The organism is Pseudomonas sp. zfem004 (genome assembly GCF_032621715.1).
GTDB classification, from domain to species: domain Bacteria; phylum Pseudomonadota; class Gammaproteobacteria; order Pseudomonadales; family Pseudomonadaceae; genus Aquipseudomonas; species Aquipseudomonas sichuanensis.
The window spans coordinates 64,302-83,056 of the sequence record NZ_JAVYJF010000011.1; the positions used below are offsets into that span (position 1 = coordinate 64,302).

Annotated in this window: 14 protein-coding genes; 6 read left to right on the top strand and 8 right to left on the bottom strand. The window is 64.3% G+C overall.

Features of this window, described 5'->3' with window-relative positions; all coding sequences use genetic code 11:
- Window positions 1-126: 126 nt before the first annotated feature.
- Window positions 127-1,308, bottom strand: coding sequence for an NnrS family protein (locus RTH46_RS13955; RefSeq protein WP_153788817.1), 1,182 nt, complete (start codon window positions 1,306-1,308; stop codon window positions 127-129).
- A 210-nt stretch (window positions 1,309-1,518) separates the two neighbouring features.
- Between RTH46_RS13955 and xerC the strand changes: the two genes are divergently transcribed.
- Window positions 1,519-2,433, top strand: a complete 915-nt coding sequence (xerC, locus tag RTH46_RS13960; RefSeq protein ID WP_279848101.1) for a tyrosine recombinase XerC — start codon at window positions 1,519-1,521, stop codon at window positions 2,431-2,433.
- 4 nt (window positions 2,434-2,437) lie between these two features.
- Here xerC and RTH46_RS13965 read toward each other — a convergent pair whose 3' ends face one another.
- Together RTH46_RS13965 and gspG are read right to left on the bottom strand one after the other, a co-directional pair.
- Window positions 2,438-3,628: a type II secretion system F family protein gene (locus tag RTH46_RS13965; RefSeq protein ID WP_316905930.1), complete on the bottom strand. Its 1,191-nt coding sequence runs from the start codon at window positions 3,626-3,628 to the stop codon at window positions 2,438-2,440.
- A gap of 11 nt (window positions 3,629-3,639) precedes the next feature.
- Window positions 3,640-4,065, bottom strand: coding sequence for a type II secretion system major pseudopilin GspG (gene gspG, locus RTH46_RS13970; RefSeq protein ID WP_110994457.1), 426 nt, complete (start codon window positions 4,063-4,065; stop codon window positions 3,640-3,642).
- 174 nt (window positions 4,066-4,239) lie between these two features.
- Between gspG and RTH46_RS13975 the strand changes: the two genes are divergently transcribed.
- The 4 genes from RTH46_RS13975 (at window position 4,240) to RTH46_RS13990 (ending at window position 9,550) form a co-directional block, all read left to right on the top strand.
- On the top strand, window positions 4,240-4,854 hold the full coding sequence (locus tag RTH46_RS13975) for a lytic transglycosylase domain-containing protein (protein ID WP_316905931.1): 615 nt from the start codon (window positions 4,240-4,242) through the stop codon (window positions 4,852-4,854).
- Between the two features lie 118 nt (window positions 4,855-4,972).
- A complete protein-coding gene (locus tag RTH46_RS13980; RefSeq protein ID WP_153788821.1) occupies window positions 4,973-6,421 on the top strand; it encodes a sensor histidine kinase in 1,449 nt (482 codons plus the stop codon).
- Between the two features lie 239 nt (window positions 6,422-6,660).
- The gene (locus tag RTH46_RS13985; protein WP_153788822.1) at window positions 6,661-8,154 is read left to right on the top strand and encodes a sensor histidine kinase; all 1,494 of its coding nucleotides are present in this window, start codon (window positions 6,661-6,663) and stop codon (window positions 8,152-8,154) included.
- The gene (locus RTH46_RS13990) at window positions 8,123-9,550 is read left to right on the top strand and encodes a sigma-54 dependent transcriptional regulator (RefSeq protein ID WP_316905932.1); all 1,428 of its coding nucleotides are present in this window, start codon (window positions 8,123-8,125) and stop codon (window positions 9,548-9,550) included. Before RTH46_RS13985 ends, RTH46_RS13990 begins: the two co-directional genes overlap by 32 nt.
- Window positions 9,551-9,660: 110 nt before the next feature.
- Here RTH46_RS13990 and RTH46_RS13995 read toward each other — a convergent pair whose 3' ends face one another.
- The 3 genes from RTH46_RS13995 to RTH46_RS14005 form a co-directional block, all read right to left on the bottom strand.
- The gene (locus tag RTH46_RS13995) at window positions 9,661-9,954 is read right to left on the bottom strand and encodes a hypothetical protein (RefSeq protein WP_316905933.1); all 294 of its coding nucleotides are present in this window, start codon (window positions 9,952-9,954) and stop codon (window positions 9,661-9,663) included.
- Window positions 9,955-10,060: 106 nt separating this feature from the next.
- Entirely contained in the window at window positions 10,061-11,413 is a 1,353-nt protein-coding gene (locus tag RTH46_RS14000; RefSeq protein WP_110994462.1) for a GntP family permease, read from the bottom strand.
- Window positions 11,414-11,526: 113 nt separating this feature from the next.
- Window positions 11,527-12,066, bottom strand: a complete 540-nt coding sequence (locus RTH46_RS14005; protein ID WP_316905934.1) for a gluconokinase — start codon at window positions 12,064-12,066, stop codon at window positions 11,527-11,529.
- A 208-nt stretch (window positions 12,067-12,274) separates the two neighbouring features.
- Between RTH46_RS14005 and RTH46_RS14010 the strand changes: the two genes are divergently transcribed.
- Complete coding sequence (locus RTH46_RS14010; RefSeq protein WP_316905935.1) at window positions 12,275-13,294, top strand: LacI family DNA-binding transcriptional regulator; 1,020 nt, start codon at window positions 12,275-12,277, stop codon at window positions 13,292-13,294.
- A 1,100-nt stretch (window positions 13,295-14,394) separates the two neighbouring features.
- Here RTH46_RS14010 and RTH46_RS14015 read toward each other — a convergent pair.
- Together RTH46_RS14015 and RTH46_RS14020 are read right to left on the bottom strand one after the other, a co-directional pair.
- Window positions 14,395-17,430, bottom strand: a complete 3,036-nt coding sequence (locus RTH46_RS14015; protein ID WP_316905936.1) for a multidrug efflux RND transporter permease subunit — start codon at window positions 17,428-17,430, stop codon at window positions 14,395-14,397.
- 13 nt (window positions 17,431-17,443) lie between these two features.
- Complete coding sequence (locus RTH46_RS14020; RefSeq protein ID WP_279845122.1) at window positions 17,444-18,586, bottom strand: efflux RND transporter periplasmic adaptor subunit; 1,143 nt, start codon at window positions 18,584-18,586, stop codon at window positions 17,444-17,446.
- Window positions 18,587-18,755 lie beyond the last annotated feature (169 nt).

The following is an 18,755-nucleotide window of genomic DNA, read 5'->3' on the forward strand; positions in this document are numbered from 1 at the left end:
ATGCCGTTTAACTGTAGCCCACTCTGCCGCCCTTCGTGGCGGTCCCACAGAGGGCGCATTTCTTGACCGGTACGCTCCTACAGTGGATCGCGAATACCTGGACTGCCCGCGAAGGATTTGGCTTGGCTAACCCGGCATCCCATCCACCCGCGGCCGCATCAGCATCGGCAAGTAGTGCCAAACGAACAGCATCAACGCTGCGCAGCCGAACACCACCGAAAGCCCCAGCCCCAGCGACGTGAAGGGCGTCACCAGCACCCGTGCAACCGCGGCCAGCTGGATCAGTGCAAACGCCCAGCCGATGCTGCGCGGCACCTGCAAAGGCCGCCCGGTATGCCCCAGGCTGACCCGCGCCATCATCGCCACGATCAGCCCGGTCATCGCCCCCACCGTCAGCGCGTGGGCTGGCAGGCTGGGGTTGAGCGCAGTGCCCGCATGCCAAAGGGCCAGGCCCAGGCAGGCCGGGATCAGCCAGGCATAGGCCAGGTGCAGCGACCACAACAGCGGCAGCCGCCACAGGCCACGGTCGTGCCAAAACGCCAGGCGCACCGCGTGCAGCACGGCGAGGGTGGCGAACAGCACCGCCATGGCCGGGTGTGGTGTGTCGTCGAGGCCAAGCACATAACTGATCGGCAGGGCCACGCTGCCCAGCAGGCAGGCGCGGTCGAGCCAGGGTCGGGCCGGGGCGGGGCTCATGTTGCCCAGGCCGCGGCGGGTGAAGAAGGGGATCACCCGCCCGCCGATCACGCTCATCATCGCCGCCACCAGCCACAACCCGGCGAGCACGCCGCGCCGTTGCCACGCCTCGTCCTGGTTCAGCCAGCCGAGCAGGGTGATCCACTGGCAGCCGGCAAGCAGCAGCACCAGCGCCACGATCGGGTAGTTGTTGCGCAAACGCCGCTGGATGATCGGCCGCGCCAGGGCCAGCGCCACCAGCGGCAAGAACGCGCCATGCACCGCCACCAGCAGCGCTGGCGGCAGCGCCAGGAACCAACTGGCGCGCCCCAGCAGCCAGAGCAGGAACAGCCCCTGCAGCCAGCGCCCGCTGAGGCCGGGCAGGCCGCTCCAGTTCTGCACCGCCGTGAGCAGGAAGCCGGCGACGATCGCCACGGCAAAGCCGAACAGCATCTCGTGCCGGTGCCAGGCGAGCATGCCGCCCGGGGCTTGGGCATGCAGTGCGCCGCTGAGCACGCCGGCCCACAGCAACAGGGCGAGCAGGGCGAACAGGCTGCCGCCAAGGAAGAACGGTCGAAAAGCCAGGGCCCAGAGGGCCTGGCGCGGACGGGCGGCTATCGGCTGGACAAGCATGGCGGGACCCTTGGTTCGATTGGAGAGGTTGAATGGGGTAACATCACGATCCGTGCCAGCGCTCAAGCCCTTGAATATCAAGGTGATGGCACTTCATCGAGTCATATTGACCTGATTATTTTGTTGTCGTTTTGACATCTTCATGCGTCATAACGACTCGCTTCACGCTTTGCCTCACCATGAGCAAGGCTTCGCTACAGGATCCCCGTTGTGATTGACCTCGTGCGCAACCCGCTGCTGCAGTACCTGGCCCGTCTGGCCCCGTCCAGTCAGCTGACCATGCGCTATATCCTCCAGGACGCGGCCGACCGCCTGGGTTTCATCGATGCCGACATCGCCGATGTGCCGTGGCACCACCTCGAGCCCGGCCATGTGATCGCCCTGGTTGCCGCCCTGCGTGCCGACGGCTATGCCCCCAACACCTCTTCGCTGTACGTCAATGCCGTGCGTGGGGTGATGAACGAAGCCTGGCGGCTGGGGCTGATCGAGCATGAGCAACTGCTGAAGATCCGCGAGATCAAGCCTGCCAGCGGCAGCCGCCTGCCCCCAGGGCGCAACCTGCGGCGTAGCCTGATCCGTGAGCTGATGGAGGTCTGCGCCGCCGACCCGCGGCCCCAGGGCGTGCGCGATGCGGCGATCCTCGCGCTGCTGTATGGCACCGGCATGCGCAAATCGGAGTCGGTGGACATCGACCTGGCCCAGGTGGACTTCCAGGAGCGCTGCGTGCAGGTGCTGGGCAAGGGCAATCGCCAGTTGCTCAAGTACGCCCCGGCCTGGGCCTTCGACAAGCTGTCGGCCTGGCTCGAGCTGCGCCGCCAGCACCTGCCGGCCGGCGAGCGCGACGACAGTTTCCTGTTCAACCGCATCCGCCGCGGCAGCCACATCACCCGCGCGCGCATCACAAAGCACGCCATCTACTACATCGCCCGCCAGCGCGGGGCGCAGGTGGGGGCGAAGATCATGCCCCACGATTTTCGCCGGGCGTTCATCACCCGGGTGATCGAGGAGCATGACCTTTCGATCGCCCAGAAGCTGGCGCACCACGCGAATATCCAGACCACGGCGATTTATGACCGACGCGATGACAACGAGCGGCGCCGGGCGGTGGAGCGCTTCGACTATTGAATCGTCAGTGAATGCTCGAAGCCAGTTCGAAGATCGGCATGTACATCAGGATCACGATCAGGCCGATCAACAACCCGATGAAGGTCATCAGCAGCGGTTCGAACAGTTTGACGAACCACTCGACCCAGCGCCCGATCTCCTGGTCGTGAAAGTCGGCGCAGCGTTCCAGCATCTCGCCGAGGTTGCCCGACTGCTCGCCGGCCCGCAGCAGGCGCAGTGATACCGGTGTCACCAGTTGCCCGGCTTCCAGTGCATCGGACAGCGGCAAGCCTTCGGCCACGCGCCGGCTGGCCTGTTCCAGGCCCTCGGCGGCGGCGCTGCCCAGCAGCCCCTGGGCCATGCCCAAGGCGGTGAGGATGGGGATGCCACCCTGCAGCAGAATCCCCAGCGAGCGGTAGAAACGCGCCAGCTCGTACATCACCAGGCGCTGGTGCAGGGCCGGGACACGGCGCAGTTGGCGGCTGGCCCAGCGGCGCACGGCCGGATGGCGGCGCAGGGTGACCAGCAGGGTGATGGCGCCCAGCGTGCCGAGCCCCAGGGGCAGTTGCTGGGCGTGCAGGAACAGGCCGATCTGCATCAGCACGCGTGACAGCCACGGCAGCTCGGTGCCCATGCCCTCGAACACCAGGCTGAAGCGCGGTACCACGTAGCCAAGCAGGAACAGCACCACGCCACCGCCCACCAGCAACAGCAGCAGTGGGTAGACCGAGGCACCCACTAGCTTCTGGCGCACCAGGTCCAGGCGTTGGCGGTAGCCGATATAGCGCGTCAGCGCATCGCCCAGTGCCCCGGTGCGCTCACTGGACTGCACCAGCGCCACATACAGCGTGGGGAATACCCGTGGCTGCTGGGCCAGGGCCTGGGACAACGAGCGCCCTTCATAGAGCTGGCGCACCAGCTGTTCCAGGGTCTTGCGCGCGCTGCCTGCGGGCGATTTCTCGGCCAGGCTTTCCAGCGCGTCGATCAGCGGCAGGCCGGCATTGAGCAGGGTGGTCAGTTCCTGGCTGAACAGCACCAGGTCGAACGCCGGCGCGCGACGCCAGGGCAGGGCGCGCAGCCCAAGGCCCATGCTGCGCGCGCTGAGCACCCTCAGGCCCTGGTCTTCGGCCTGGCGTCGCGCCTGTTCGAGGTCTTCGGCCTCCACCTGCAGTTGCACCACGCCCTGGCTGCCCAGGGCCTTGAGCTGAAAGCGCATGGCCGGGCTCCTTATTGCCAGCTGGTGATCTCGGCGTTCTCGCCATCGCCGCCGGGCTGGCCGTCCTTGCCCATCGAAAGCAGGTCGTACTCGCCGCCGTTCTCGCCGGGTTGCCGGTAGATGTAGGGGCGGCCCCAGGGGTCCTGCGGCACGGCTTTCTGCAGGTATGGCCCGGACCAGCGCGCCTCGCCGCTGGGGGCCACGGTCAGCGCCTGCAGGCCCTGTTCGCTGCTGGGGTAATGGCCGACTTCCAGGCGGTACAGGTCCAGGGCCTTGCCCAGGCCCTCGATCTGCGCCCGCGCCACCTTGGCCTCGGAACGGCCGAGTTGGCTGAAGTACTTGGGCGCGACGATACCGGCCAGAAGGCCGAGTACCACCAGCACCACCAGCAGTTCGAGCAGGGTGAAACCCTGTTGGGCATGGATTCTGCGCTGCATGGGGAAACCCTCCGTTGCGTGTGCACAGCTGCCATGCAACAGCCGTGCACGTCTGCGCCGGGGCCTTGCGCCATGCGGGATGGCAAGCGGCACGCTGCTTGCGTCATGCCTCGTACACCCGGGTTTTCCGGGGCATTTCCCCCACATCGGGGGCCACGGTGGGAGGCGAACGACATGCGTGGACTGAGTTTTCTTGGCCTGGCAGCGGGATTGATGGCGTCAGCGGTGATGCCGGAGGCGATAGCCGACGTGTACATCGCCAGCGACGGCAAGGGCGGCTTCATCCTGTCCAACGTGCACCGGCCAGGCCGGCAGTACGAGCGGGTGATCAGTGAGTCGATGGCGGACGGCGGGCCGGCCAACGCGCAACTGGTCACCGGCCGGCCCTACGCCGATCTGGTGGCCGCTGCTGCCTTGGCCAACGATGTGCCCCAGGCACTGCTGCATGCGCTGATCAAGGCCGAGTCGGGTTACAACCCCAAGGCGCGTTCGCCCAAGGGCGCGGCGGGGCTGATGCAGTTGATGCCGGACACGGCGAAGGAGATGGGGGTCAAGGACGTGCTCGACCCGAAGTCCAATGTGCAGGGCGGGGCGCGCTATCTCAAACGCATGCTGACCCTGTTCGACAACGACATCACCCTGGCTGTCGCCGCCTACAACGCCGGGCCCGAAGCTGTGCTCAGCCGCGGCAAGGTGGTGCCGCCGTTTGCCGAGACGCGGCGCTATGTGCCCAACGTGCTGCGTGATTACCGCCTGTTGCGGGGCTTGGCCGAAGATTCGCCGCTGTAGCCAGCTGGCCTGGCGGGCCCCTTGGTCGCGAAAGTACCGGGCAGTGGCGTAAAACCATCATGGATTCCCCAACTCTGGGCTATAACCTTGAAACAGGTGCCCAGCCGCGGAGCCCGCCATGGACCTCGCCCCCCGTCCCGACACACTCATGCCTGCCGCCGAGGCCAGCGCGGCGCGCCGGCCATTCGACCTGCTGCGCTGGTATGCCTGGGTCAGCCTGGCGTTCATCGTTTCGGTGGCCGTGGGGCTGGGGCTGATCTCCAGCCGCTACATCATCGACGAGAGCGTCGAGCGCGATGCGTTGCTGACCGCCCAGTTCATCACCTCGATTGCCGACGCCGAGGTGCGCCATGTGTCGATCCCCAATGTGCGCACCATGGGCGAGCTGCTCGACGCGCGTACCGATCACGGCCTGCCGGATGTCGACCCTGAGGCCCGGCGCAAGGCCCGAGGCGAATTTCTCGACCATATCGCCCACCTGCCGGACATGCTCCTGGCCAACATCTATGCCCCCGACCGCACGGTGATCTGGTCGAGCAACCCGGCGCTGGTGGGCAAGCTGATCGAGGGTGACGACGACCTCGACCGGGCGTTCGAGTACAAGATGCGGGTGTCGGCGAGTTACCACGATTTCGATAAAGCGCGCAGTGAGCAGAAGTTCGTCACCCCGCCTGAACAGCTCTTCATCGAAAACTACATCCCGCTGTTCGATGCCGATAACGATCAAGTCACCGCCATGGTGGAGATCTACAAGGAGCCCCACGACCTGATCGTGCGCATCGAGCATGGCCTGTTGTTGATCTGGCTGGCCGTGGTGGTGGGCGCCGGGCTGGTCTATGCCGGGTTGTACGGCATCATGCGCCGGGCCGCGCGCTTGCTGGCCGTGCAGCAGAAGCGGCTGATCGGCAACGAGACGTTCGTTGCGCTGGGCGAAGTGTCTTCGGCGGTGGCCCACAGCCTGCGCAACCCGTTGGCCAGCATCCGCTCCAGCGCCGAGCTGGCCCAGGCCTTCGACGAGGGCCCGGCGCAAAAGCATGTGAACGACATCATCAATCAGGTCGACCGCATGTCGCATTGGGTGCGTGAGCTGTTGCAGTCGCTGCGCCCCTTGAGTGAAGAGGCGGTGCCGGTGGACCTGGGCCAGGCCCTGCAGACCAGCCTGCAAGCCTACGACACGGCGCTGCGGCGCAGCAGCGTGCAGGTGCGCCTGGCCGAATTGCCGGCGGTGCAGGTGCTTGGGCAGCCGGTGTTGCTCGGGCAGATTTTCAACAGCCTGATCGCCAATGCCCTGGAGTCGATGGAGCAGGGCGGCGAGCTACGTGTTGAGCTGGTGCGCCACGATCGGCGCAGCCTGACGCTGCGCCTTTCAGACACTGGCCGGGGGATGAGCGAGCAGCAACAGCGCCTGGCTTTCCGGCCGTTCTTCTCCACCAAGCAGGGTGGCCTGGGGGTGGGGTTGATGCTGGTCAAGCGGATCATGGAGCGTTTTGGCGGCTCGGTCAGGTTGAGCAGTCATGAAGGTGTCGGCACCCGGGTGTCGCTCAACTTCCGCCTGGCTCAGCCATGACACGGGTACCGGTGGGTGAACATTACCCAGATGTGGGGAATATTTATCTACTTTACTTTAAGAATAATTGATAACTGACTGATTATTAACGATTGCTCAAATAAGCCGAGTGCTGGCCAAGATCTTGCTTTCCCATCATCCAACCATCGGCCAAGGCCGTCATCTTGGTCGGCAGTTATCAATGTGCTACCGCGCGTAGCGCAGGCCATCCTCGGCAGTCTCCAGGCGGGAACCAGGCGATGCAGACACTGCAGGACGAAGCCCCCGACAAATCCGCTGCGCCCTCGACCGGGCAGGCTGCGCCGCTGCGCGAGTTCAACCTGCTGCGCTGGTTTTCACTGGTCAGCCTGCTGATCATCGCCTCGGTGGCCATTGGCCTTGGCTATGCCTCGACACGCTTTGTGGTGCGTGACAGCGTCGAGCGCGATGCCATGCTCACCGCCCAGTTCATCCAGGCCATGGCCCAGGCCGAGGTACGCCATTCGCAATTGCCGCCGGGCATCACCATGGGCGAGCTGCTCGACCCACGGCTCGACCAGCAGCACCTGCAGTTCACCCCGCAACTCGCCGAGTCGACCCGGGTGGAGTTCCTCGACCATGTCGAGCACCTGCCCGACACGCTGTTGGCCAACGTCTATGCCCGGGACCGTACGGTGGTCTGGTCGACCAATGTGCAACTGATCGGCAAGCGCATCGATGAAGATGACGACCTCGAGCATGCCTTCCGCTCGCGCAAGTCGGTCTCGGCCAGTTACCACAAGGCAGACGAGGATCGCGAAGAGCAGAAGTTCGAACGCGAGCCGCGCCACCTGTTCATCGAAAACTACATTCCCTTGTTCGACAGCCAGGGCGAGCAGGTGCTGGCCATGGTCGAGATCTACAAGGAGCCCCAGGACCTGGTGCGGCGCATCCAGCGTGGCTACGTGCTGATCTGGGGCTCGACCCTGGCAGGCGGGGCACTGATCTACTTCGGGCTGTTCTGGATCGTGCGCCGGGCTGCGGGCATGCTGCACCACCAGCAGGACCGCCTGGTGGCGAGCGAGACCTATGCCGCCCTGGGCGAGATGTCCTCGGCGTTGGCCCACAGCCTGCGCAATCCGCTGGCCAACATACGCTCGAGCGCCGAGCTGGCCCAGGAGATCGCCAACCCGGCGGCGCAGAAGAATATCGGTGACATCGTTACCCAGGTCGACCGCATGTCACGCTGGGTACGCGACCTTTTGGTGTCGCTGCGCCCGGCCAGTGACGAGCCCGAAGCCGTCGACCTGGTTGCCGCCATCGAGGATGCACGGCAGGCGTTCACTCCACAGATCCAGCGTAACGGTGTGTGCTTCAGCTTCATCGGCCCCGCCGAGCAGTGGGTGGCCAGCCAGCCGTTGCAGCTGACGCAGATCCTCAACAGCCTGTTCGCCAACGCGCTGGAAGCGATGCCGCTGGGTGGCGCGTTGCGTGCCGAGGTGCTGATGCTGGATGGGCAGCAGGCCCGGCTGCTGCTCAGCGACACCGGCAAAGGCATGACCGAGCAGCAGAAACGCATGGTGTTCAAACCCTTTTTCACCACCAAGCAGGGCGGCCTGGGTGTGGGCCTTGCGTTGGTCAAACGCATCATGGAGCGCTTTGGCGGCTCGGTCGAACTGAGCAGCCGCGAAGAGGAAGGAACCCGCGTCAGCCTTACTTTCAACCTTGCAGCGGGAGGGGACCATGGATCACAGCATCCTGGTGGTAGAGGATGATGAAATCCTCGCCGACAACATTTGCACCTACCTGAAACTCAAAGGTTTCGAGGTGACGGTGTGCCACAGCGCCGAGCTGGCCCTGGAGCAGATCAAGCGGGCCCAGCCAGACGCGGTCATCACCGACAACTCGTTGCCCGGCATGAGCGGCCATGACCTGTTGCGCACCCTGGTGGCCCAGGCCCCGGAGCTCAAGGTGATCATGATGACCGGCTACGGCAACGTCGAGGACGCCGTGTTGGCCATGAAGGAGGGCGCCTTCCACTACCTCACCAAGCCGGTGGTGCTGGCCGAGCTCAAGCTGATGCTGGACAAGGCCCTGGCTACCGAGCGCATGGAGCGCACGCTGTCGTTCTATCAGGAGCGCGAGGCACAGAAGTCCGGTTTGCAGGCGCTGATCGGCGAGTCACCGGCCATGCTTGAGCTCAAGCACACCCTGCGCCAGGTGCTCGATGCCGAACGGCGCATGGCCAGCGACGATCTTCCGCCCGTGTTGGTTGAAGGCGAGACGGGCACCGGCAAGGAGCTGGTGGCGCGCGCCCTGCATTTCGACGGCAGCCGCGCCAAGGGGCCTTTCATCGAGTTCAATTGCGCGTCGATCCCGGCCAACTTGCTGGAAGCCGAGCTGTTTGGCCATGAAAAGGGCGCCTTCACCGATGCCAAGGACCGCCGCGTGGGCCTGGTCGAGGCGGCCGATGGCGGCACCCTGTTCCTCGACGAGATCGGCGAGATGGACCTGGTGCTGCAGGCCAAGCTGCTCAAGCTGCTCGAAGATCGCAGTATTCGCCGCATTGGCGCGGTGAAGGAGCGCAAGGTCGATTTGCGGGTGATCAGCGCCACCAACTGCAACCTCGAACAGATGGTGCAGCAGGGCAAGTTCCGTCGCGACCTGTTCTTCCGCCTGCGCATCATCGCCCTCAAGGTGCCCCGGCTGTATGCCCGTGGCCAGGACATCCTGCGCCTGGCGCGGCACTTCCTTGCCCACCATGGGCGGCGCTACGGCAAGCCAGGGCTGCGTTTTTCCGCCGAGGCCGAGGCGATGATGCTCGGCTACAGCTGGCCGGGCAATGTGCGCGAACTGCGCAACATGCTTGAGCAGACCGTATTGCTGGCACCCAGCGAGGTGATCGGTGCGCACCAGTTGAACCTGTGCCTGACCCTGGTTGACGAACCCGTGGCCCAACCGGCGTCAGCGACCATCTTCGAACTGCCCCGGCATGAACCGGAAAACGCTGGCAGCCTGCCGGACATGGAACGCGACATGGTTTGCCGCACCCTCGACCGCACCGACTGGAATGTCACCAAATCGGCACGCCTGCTGGGGCTGTCGCGGGACATGCTGCGCTACAAGATCGAAAAACTGGGGCTGACACGGCCGGACAAGCGGCAGTGGTGAGGTGGCATATGGGCCCTGACAGAGAGCGTGGGAGCGGGCTTGCCCCGCGATATGGGCCTTACTGGTTGACTCAGGGCCATGCCAAGCAAGCTGCGGGGCAGGCTGTTGCCTCAGGGCTTGCCGCTGGCGCCTTCACCTTGGCGGCCCATGCCCTCTGAGCCGCTTTCCCCCAGCCCCGGAAGATCGCGATCATCATTCTGCCGGGCTGCGGGACTGTCCGGGTCGTTGCCCTTGATCCGTGGGTCGGTATCCCGTGGCATGGGTTTCTCGATCGGATTGAGGGTGCTATCCACGCCCGGCTGTGGTGCCGGGTTGTGCGGATCGTCGGGGTAGGTGGCACCGGTGCCGGCGGCGAGCGCCAGGGGCGATGCAAGCAGGGCGGCAAACAGGAAGCAACGGTTCATCGGGCAAGCTCCTTGCGACACAAAGGCATAGGCCCCGCTTGCGCGGGGCCGCTGTCTCACTTGGGCCATGCCCTGGTCAGCAAGTTGCCATGAACCTGATCAACGGTCACACCACCTGGGCCAGCAACATGATGAAGATGATGCCGACCACCGAGAGGATGGTCTCCATCATGCTCCAGGTCTTGAAGGTCTCGGCCACGGTCATGTTGAAGTACTGCTTGACCAGCCAGAAACCGGCGTCGTTGACGTGGGACAGGATCAGCGAGCCGGCGCCGGTGGCCAGCACCAGCAGTTCGCGGTTGACGCCCGGCACCAGGTCGATCACCGGGGCAACGATGCCGGCGCCGGTGATGGTGGCGACTGTCGCCGAACCTGTGGCAATGCGGATCACCGCCGCCACCAGCCAGGCCAGCATGATCGGCGAAATATCGGCCTGCACGGCCATTTGCCCGATCACGTTGCCCACGCCGGTATCCACCAGCATCTGTTTGAAGCCGCCGCCGGCGCCGACGATCAGCACGATCGCGGCAGTGGGGGCGAGGCTCTGGTCGAGCATCTTCATGATCTGCTGGCGGCTGAAACCGCGGGCCGAGCCGAAGGTATAGAAGGCCAGCAGCAGGGCGGCGAGCAGGGCGGTGATCGGGTGGCCGATCAGGTCCATCCACTGGCGCACGATGTGCTCGGCCGGCAGTACCACGTCGGCGAAGGTCTTGAGCAGCATCAGCACCACCGGCAGCAGCACGGTGATCAGGGTCACGCTGAAGCTGGGCAGGTTCTTCTGGTCTGACTCACGGGCGATCTGGTCCATCAGCTCCTGGGAAGGGTTGCCGGGGATGTAGCGCGAGATGAAGTTGCCGAACAGCGGGCCGGCGATGACGGCGGTGGGCAGGGCGACCAGCAGGCCGTAGAAGATGGTCTTGCCGATGTCGGCATGGAAGATGCCGATCGCCAGCAATGGCCCCGGGTGCGGCGGCACCAGGCCGTGCACCACCGACAGGCCGGCCAGCAGCGGGATGCCGATCTTCACCAGCGACACCCCGGAGCGGCGGGCGACGATGAATACCAGGGGAATCAGCAGCACGAAGCCGATTTCGAAGAACAGCGGGATGCCCACCAGGAAGGCGGCGAACATCATTGCCCAGTGCACTTTCTGCTTGCCGAACGCGCGGATGAGCGTCTGGGCGATCTGGTCGGCGCCGCCGGAGTCGGCCATCAGCTTGCCGAGCATGGTGCCCAGCGCAAGGACGATGCCGACGAAGCCCAGCACGCCGCCAAAGCCGTCCTGGAACGATTTCATCACCTTGGCCACCGGCATGCCGGAGGTCAGGCCAAGAAAGCCTGCGGCCAGGGTAAGGGCAACGAAGGGGTGGACCTTGAAATGGGTGATCAGCAGGATGAGCCCGATGATGGTGACCATCGCGTCGAGCAGCAGGAAGGTATCAGTAGCCAGTCCGAACATGGTTCGTAAGCCTCGGTCTTGTCGTTGTTGTTTTGGCGTAGCTTGGTTTTGAGCGTTCGCCGCTTTCAGGTGGCGAGATAGCGCTATCTTTGGTGAGCCGGAAAACCGCCGGGTCAGGCAGTCCGCGCCAGGGGCCGCTCACCGCAAGGCTTTAGCCAGTCATGCACGGTCTCGGCGAGGGCCTCGATCGGGCGGGTGGCATCCAGCGCCAGGGTGAGGGGTTCGCCGATCGGTGATTCCAGGGCGGCGAACTGGCTGTCGATCAGACTGGCCGGCATGAAGTGGCCGGGGCGGGCGAGTACGCGCTTTTCGGCTTCCTGCGGGGTCAGTTCGAGGAATACGAAACCCAGTTCGGGCACGGCCTGGCGCAAGGTTTCGCGGTAGCGGCGCTTGAGTGCCGAGCAGGTGAGGATCGGGCGCTCGCCGGCTTTGATGATGGCCTGCAACTCTTCGCCCAGGCGCACCAGCCAGCCGGCGCGGTCGTCATCGTCCAGGGGGATGCCGGCGCTCATCTTGGCAATGTTGCTGGCGGGGTGGAAGGCATCGCCTTCGACCAGGCGACCGCCGCTGCGCGCAGCGATGGCGGCGCCGATGCTGCTTTTGCCGCATCCAGCTACACCCATCACCACTATCGCGGACAGGGGAAAGTTCATCGGTACCTCCTGCTGGGTGAGATAGCGCTGTCTCGACCAAGGCGAAACGAGAGTGCGAGCGCCACCCTCCCGGGTGTTATTGATTTTGTCTTAGGCAGTATGGACGCTACCTGCATGGCTGCTACCAAGATTGCATTGCCTGCGTCCAGAGACAGCGCTACCTTAGTGACCGTTCCTCATTCCTGCAAGTAGTAAAATTACAACATTCATGTCTCGCATCGGCTCGCGCACCACAGGTCGTCCCACTCTGGCGGAAGTCGCCAGGCTTTCCGGGGTATCCCCGATTACCGCTTCCCGCGCCCTGCGCGGAGTCAGCACTGTGGCCCCGGAACTGGTGGCCAAGGTCGTGGCGGCAGCTGGCAGCCTGGGCTACGTTGCCAATCCGGCGGCGCGGGCCTTGGCCTCGGCGCGCAGTCAATCGGTGGTGGTACTGATTCCGTCATTGTCGAACCAGCTGTTCATCGACACCCTCGAAGCCATTCACGAGGTCATGCGCCCGCGTGGTCTGGAAGTGCTGATCGGCAACTATCACTACGATATTGCCGAGGAAGAGAACCTGATTCGCAACTATCTCGCCTATCAGCCTTGTGGCATGTTGCTCACCGGTTTCGAGCGCAGTGAGGGTTCGCGACAGCTGCTTGCGGCCAGCCATGTGCCGTGCGTGCACATGATGGAGCTGGGCGGTGAAGAGGGCGTCTTGTCGGTTGGGTTTTCCCAGCATCAGGCCGGGCGTGCGGCGGCGCAGCATCTGATTGCGCGTGGGCGGCGGCGCCTGGGGTTCATCGCGGCGCAACTGGACCCGAGGGTGATGCAGCGTGCCGAGGGCTTCCGTCAGGCTTTGGCGGAGGCTGGGTTGCAGGCGCCGGAGCTGGAGTTGCTTGACCCGCAGCCTTCGTCGATTGGTCTGGGCGGAGAGTTGTTCAGCCGTTTGCTGGCACAGGCGCCGGATGTCGATGGGGTCTTTTTCTGTAACGACGACCTGGCGCAGGGGGCGGTGCTGCAGGCGTTGCGTGAGGGGGTTGCGGTGCCTGGGCGGGTGGCGATGATCGGGTTCAACGATCTGCCGGCTTCGGCGCACATGGTGCCGCCGTTGACGTCGATTCGTACGCCGCGGGCGGCGGTTGGGCGGGGGGCGGCGCAGGCGTTGCTGGCGATGCTTGATGGTAAGCGGGTGGTGGCTGAGCAGCAGGATCTGGGGTTTGAGTTGATGCAGCGGGAGAGTTCTTGATCGTTGCTTTCAAGTTTCAAGTTTCAAGTTTTTGGGTTTTTGTTTGTTTTGATAGTTGTATGCACATTCATTTGTGATATCGACGCGAAGTCACCTTTCCGCCCTTACGGCGGGTTACTTTGGTCTTGGCCAAAGTAACCAAAGCCGCTCGCTCCATTCATACGGCCCCTACGCTGCGCTTCGGGGTCCCTTCGCTCCGGCGTCTTCCGGGCCCGCGCGGCCTCCGACTTGCTGCGCAAGTCTACATCTCGCGCCTTCGGCTGCGCCGAAGGGTGCTGCGCACCAGGGCCCTCCAGACGCCTACGCTCAGCCTCCTGAAGTCGCGAAGTTAGGGGCGGCGCCTGGGCTGGCGTTAGCTGTCGCTAGTTGGATTAGTWGGGAACTCAGGATTGCAATCGCTGGCAAGCCAGCTCCCACARGTAAATGCCAAACTTTCAGGCTTACGCTGTACCTGTGGGAGCCGGCTTGCCGGCGATAGGGCCCGAATAAACAATTCATAAACAACAGCCAAACATAGATGGCTGTACCACTGCTCTTGATCTGCTCTTGATCTGCTCTTGATCTGCTCTTGATCTGCTCTTGATCTGCTCTTGATCTGCCCTTGATCTGCTCTTGATCTGCTCTTGATCTTGCTTCTAAGCGCGCGATAGTCCAGGCAACACAAATTGCGACTTCAGGAGGCCGAGTGGAGGTGACTGTAGGGCCCAGGTGCGCAGCGCCCTTCGGCGTAAGCCGAAGGCGCGAGATGTAGACTTGCGCAGCAAGTCGTAGGCCGCGCGGGCCCGGAAGGCACCGGAGCGAGGGGACCCCGGAGCGCAGCGCAGGGGCCGTATGATGGAGCGGGCGGCTTTGGTTACTTTGGCCAAGACCAAAGTAACCCGCCGTAAGGGCGGAAAGGTGACTAAAAGTCGCCACCGCCGCTGAATGCGCATACATCTATCAAAACCAACACTCTGAAAGCCGAAGCCGAAGCCGAAGCCGAAGCCGAAGCCGAAGCCGAAGCCGAAGCCGAAGCCGAAGCCGAAGCCGAAGCCGAAGCCGAAGCCGAAGCCGAAGCCGAAGCCGAAGCCGAAGCCGAAGCCAAAACCAAAACCAAAACCTCACCCAGCCAACCCCCGCCCCTTATGCGCCAACACCGTATAAATACAAGGCAACACAAACAACGTAAACAACGTCCCAATCGACATCCCCGTAGCAATCACCAACCCGATATCAAACCGACTGACCGCCCCAGCCCCAGTCGCCAGAATCAACGGCACCATCCCAAACACCATGGCCGCCGTGGTCATCAGCACCGGCCTCAGCCGAATCGCCGCCGCCTCCTCGATCGCCTCACGCACCCCCAGCCCCTTCTCCTCCCGCAACTGATTGGCAAACTCGACGATCAAAATGCCGTGCTTGGTAATCAGCCCGATCAAGGTCACCAGCCCCACCTGGGTATAGATATTCATGCTCGACACCCCAAGAAACAGCGGCAACAACGCCCCACAGATCGACAACGGCACCGTCACCAGAATCACCAAAGGATCACGGAAACTCTCGAACTGCGCCGCCAGCACCAGGAAGATGATCGCCAGGGCCAGGCCAAAGGTCATCCACAGCGCGCTGCCTTCCTGCACGAACTGCCTCGCCGTACCGGCATAGTCGACCGAGAAGCCTTCAGGCGCTTCCTCGCGGGCGATGGCCCGCACGGTGTCCAGCGCCTCGCCCATGCTCACCATCGGCACCCCCTGGATGATCGCCGAGTTGAGCTGCTGGAACTGGTTGAGCTGGCGCGGCCGGGCGCGGTCGCTGAGGGTGATCAGGGTCGATAACGGCAGCAATTGGCCCTGGTCATTCTTCACGTAGTAGTTGTTCAGCCAACCGGGGTTGGCGCGGTAGGGCCGCTCGACCTGGGCGATCACCTTGTAGCTGCGGCCCTCCAAGGTAAAACGGTTGATCTCCGCCTCGCCCAGCAGGGTGGCCAGGGTGCCGCCCAGGGCATCCATGGACACGCCCATCTGCGCCGCCTTGGCGCGGTCGATGTCGATCAGCACTTCAGGCTTGTCGAAGGCCAGGTCGATATCGAGGAACGCGAACTTGCCCGAGGCCTCGGCACGGGCCTTGATGCGCTGGGCCACATCCAGCAGGGCAGGGTAGTCACCGGCGGTGTTGATCACGAACTGGAACGGCAAGCCTTCACCGGTGCCCGGCAGAGAGGGCAGGTTGAAGCCGAAGATCTGCAGGCCGCCGATCTGTGAAAGTTCGGCCTGCACCAGCGGCAGCAACGCCATCTGCGTGCGTTCGCGCTCGCTCCAAGGCTTGAGCAGGAAGCCGCCAATGCCGGTTTGCACCCCATTGAAACCGTTGATCTGGAACGACGAGTAGTACTCGGGGAAGGTCCTGAACAGCGGCGTGAACTTGTCGGTGTAGGCATTGAGGTAGTCGAGGTTGGCGGTCTGCGGCGAGCTGCTCATCATGAAAATCACCCCCTGGTCCTCATCCGGCGCCAGTTCGTTGCGGGTGAACATCAAAAGCACCGGAATCAGGCATAGGATCAGCACGGCGAACACCAGCACCACCGGGCGGCTGTCGAGGGTGCCGTGCAGCAGGCGCTGGTAACGCAGCTTGAGGTGCTCGAAGATCAGGTCCAGGCGATGGGCAAGGCCCGTAGGATTCTGCTCGTGGCGCAACAGCAGGGCGCACATCATCGGCGACAGGGTCAGGGCGACGATGCCGGAAATGATCACCGCACCCGCCAGGGTGAGGGCGAACTCCTTGAACAAGGCACCGGTCAAGCCGGTGAGAAAACCGATCGGCGCGTACACGGCCGCCAGGGTGATGGTCATCGACACCACCGGCAAGGCGATCTCCCGTGCGCCCTCCAGCGCCGCCTCGAACGGGGTCTTGCCTTCTTCGATATGGCGATGGATGTTCTCCACCACCACGATGGCGTCGTCCACCACCAGGCCGATGGCCAGGACCATGGCCAGCAGTGTCAGCAGGTTCAGCGAGTAGCCCATCATCTGCATGAAGAACAGCACGCCGATCATCGACAGCGGGATGGTCACCACCGGGATCACCACCGAGCGCAGGGCGCCGAGGAACAGAAACACCACGACAATGACGATCAGCACCGCCTCGCCCAGGGTCTTGATCACTTCATTGATCGAGGCCTGGATGAACAGCGTGGCGTCGTAGGCGATCGACACCTTGAGGCTCGACGGCAGCTCCTCTTCCAACTGCGGCATGAGCTTGCGCACTTCCTTGATCACGTCCAGCGGGTTGGCCGCCGGGGTGGCCTTGATGCCGATGTACACCGACGGCGTGCCGTCGAACGAACTGACCGTGTCGTAGTTCTCGGCGCCCATCTCGATGCGTGCCACATCGCCCAGCAGTACCCGGCTGTCGCCGGCGGTCTTGACCGGCAGGGCGGCGAAGGCCTCGGCGGTCTTGAGTTCGGTGCTGGCGTTGATGCTGGTCACCACGTACTCGCCCTTCACCTCACCGGCGGCAGCGAGGAAGTTGTAACGGCGCACCGCATTGGTCACGTCCACCGCCGACAGGCCGAAGCCGGCCAGCTTCACCGGGTCGATCCAGATGCGCATGGCGAACACCTGGTTGCCGAGGATCTGCGCTTCGGCCATGCCGGGCAGGGTGGCCAGCTTGGGCTGGATCACCCGCGACAGGTAGTCGGTGATCTGCGGGTTGCTCATCTGGGTGCTGTAGAAACTGATGTACATCAGTGCCGAGGCGTCGGCGGCTTCCTTGCTCAGCACCGGGTCTTCCGAGTCCTGCGGCAGCTTGTTGCGCACCTCGTTGGCCTTGGCCAGCAGCTGGGTGAACAGGCGGTCGGTGTCGGCGCCGATGCGTGCGTAGACCGAGATCACCGAGAAGTTCTGCCGGCTTACCGAGGTCATGTAGTCGATGCCATCGGCGCTGGCCAGGCTCTGTTGCAGCGGCTGGGTGATGTAGCCCTGGATGGTCTCGGCGTTGGCCCCGGGGTAGGCGGTGGTCACCGTGATCAGGGCGTTTTCCATGGCCGGGTACTGGCGGATCTGCAGTTTGCTCCAGGCTTGCAGGCCCAGCAGCAGGATCAGCAGGCTGACCACGCTGGCCAATACCGGGCGACGGATGAACGGGTCGGTGAATGCCATGACCGCCTCCCGTTCAGTTCGTGCCAGGCGCGGCAGGTTTCAGGGCCTGGTCGTCGCTGATACGGATTGCCGCGCCGGGGCTCAGCTTGAGCTGGCCGGCGGTCACCACCTGGTCGCCGGCCTGCAGGCCCTTGCTCACCACCACCCAGCCATCGCGCCGTTCGCCGGTCTGCACGGTGCGCTGTTCGGCAATCAACTGCGGTTGGCCGTCGGCACCGGGCACTGGCTGACCGTCCTCGGCCTTCTTCGGGCTGATCACATAGACCGAGTTGCCGTACAGGGTGAAGGTGATGGCGTTTTCCGGCACCACCACCTGCGGTTGCGGGTTGGGCAGCAGCAGCTGCAGGCTGGCGAACATGCCCGGCAGCAGCTTGCCGTCGGGGTTGGCCAGGGTAGCGCGGGCCAGCAGGTTACGCGTGCTTTCCTCGACCTTCGGGTTGATCGCACTGAGGCTGGCGGGGAAGGTCTGGCCTGGGTAGGCGGCCACCTGCACCAGTACCTGTTGGCCCAGGCTCAGGTGCGGCAGGGCCTGCTCGGGCACGTTGAAGTCGACGTAGAGGCTGGACAGGTCCTGCAGGGTGGCGATCACCGTGCCACTGGCGAGGTAGGCGCCGACATCTACCTGGCGAATGCCGATGGTGCCGCTGAACGGCGCACTGATGCTTTTTTTCGCCAGCGACGCCTTGAGCTGATCGACCACCGCCTGGTTGCGCCGGTACTGGGTGGTAAGGCGGTCGAATTCACCGCGGGAGATGGCCGAGTCGCCGACCAGTTGGCTGCCGCGGCCGAAGTCGACCTTGGCCAGGTTGAGGTCGGCCTGGGCGGTGCCGAGCAGCGCGGTTTCCTGGTCGTGGTCCAGTTGCAGCAGCAGTTGCCCGGCCTTGACCTGCTGGCCCGACTCGAAGTGCAGCGACTTGACCGTGCCGGCCACTTCCAGGCTCAGTTCCACGCCCTGAAAAGCCTTGAGGCTGCCGACCGCCGGCAGGCGCTGCTGCCACTGGCGCAGTTCGGCCTGGGCCGCGGCAACGCTGACCGGCGGCTTGGGCTGGCTGAACATCTGCACCTGCTTGTAGATGGAGAAGGCCTTGATGCCCCCCAGGATCAGCACGATCAGCAAGACAACGGCCAACATGATCAGCATGCGGCGGCGCAACATGGTCCGGTTCCCTGGATGCGAGGTTGTTATGGAGTACGCGCGACCACGGGCGATCCTGCCCACGCGCGATGGGGCAAGTATTGTCGGTTTTTCGGAAAAGGGGAGGGCCTTATCGCGGGGCAAGTCGCAGCGGCGCACCGCCGCTCCCACGGCCTGGACTGACCCAGGA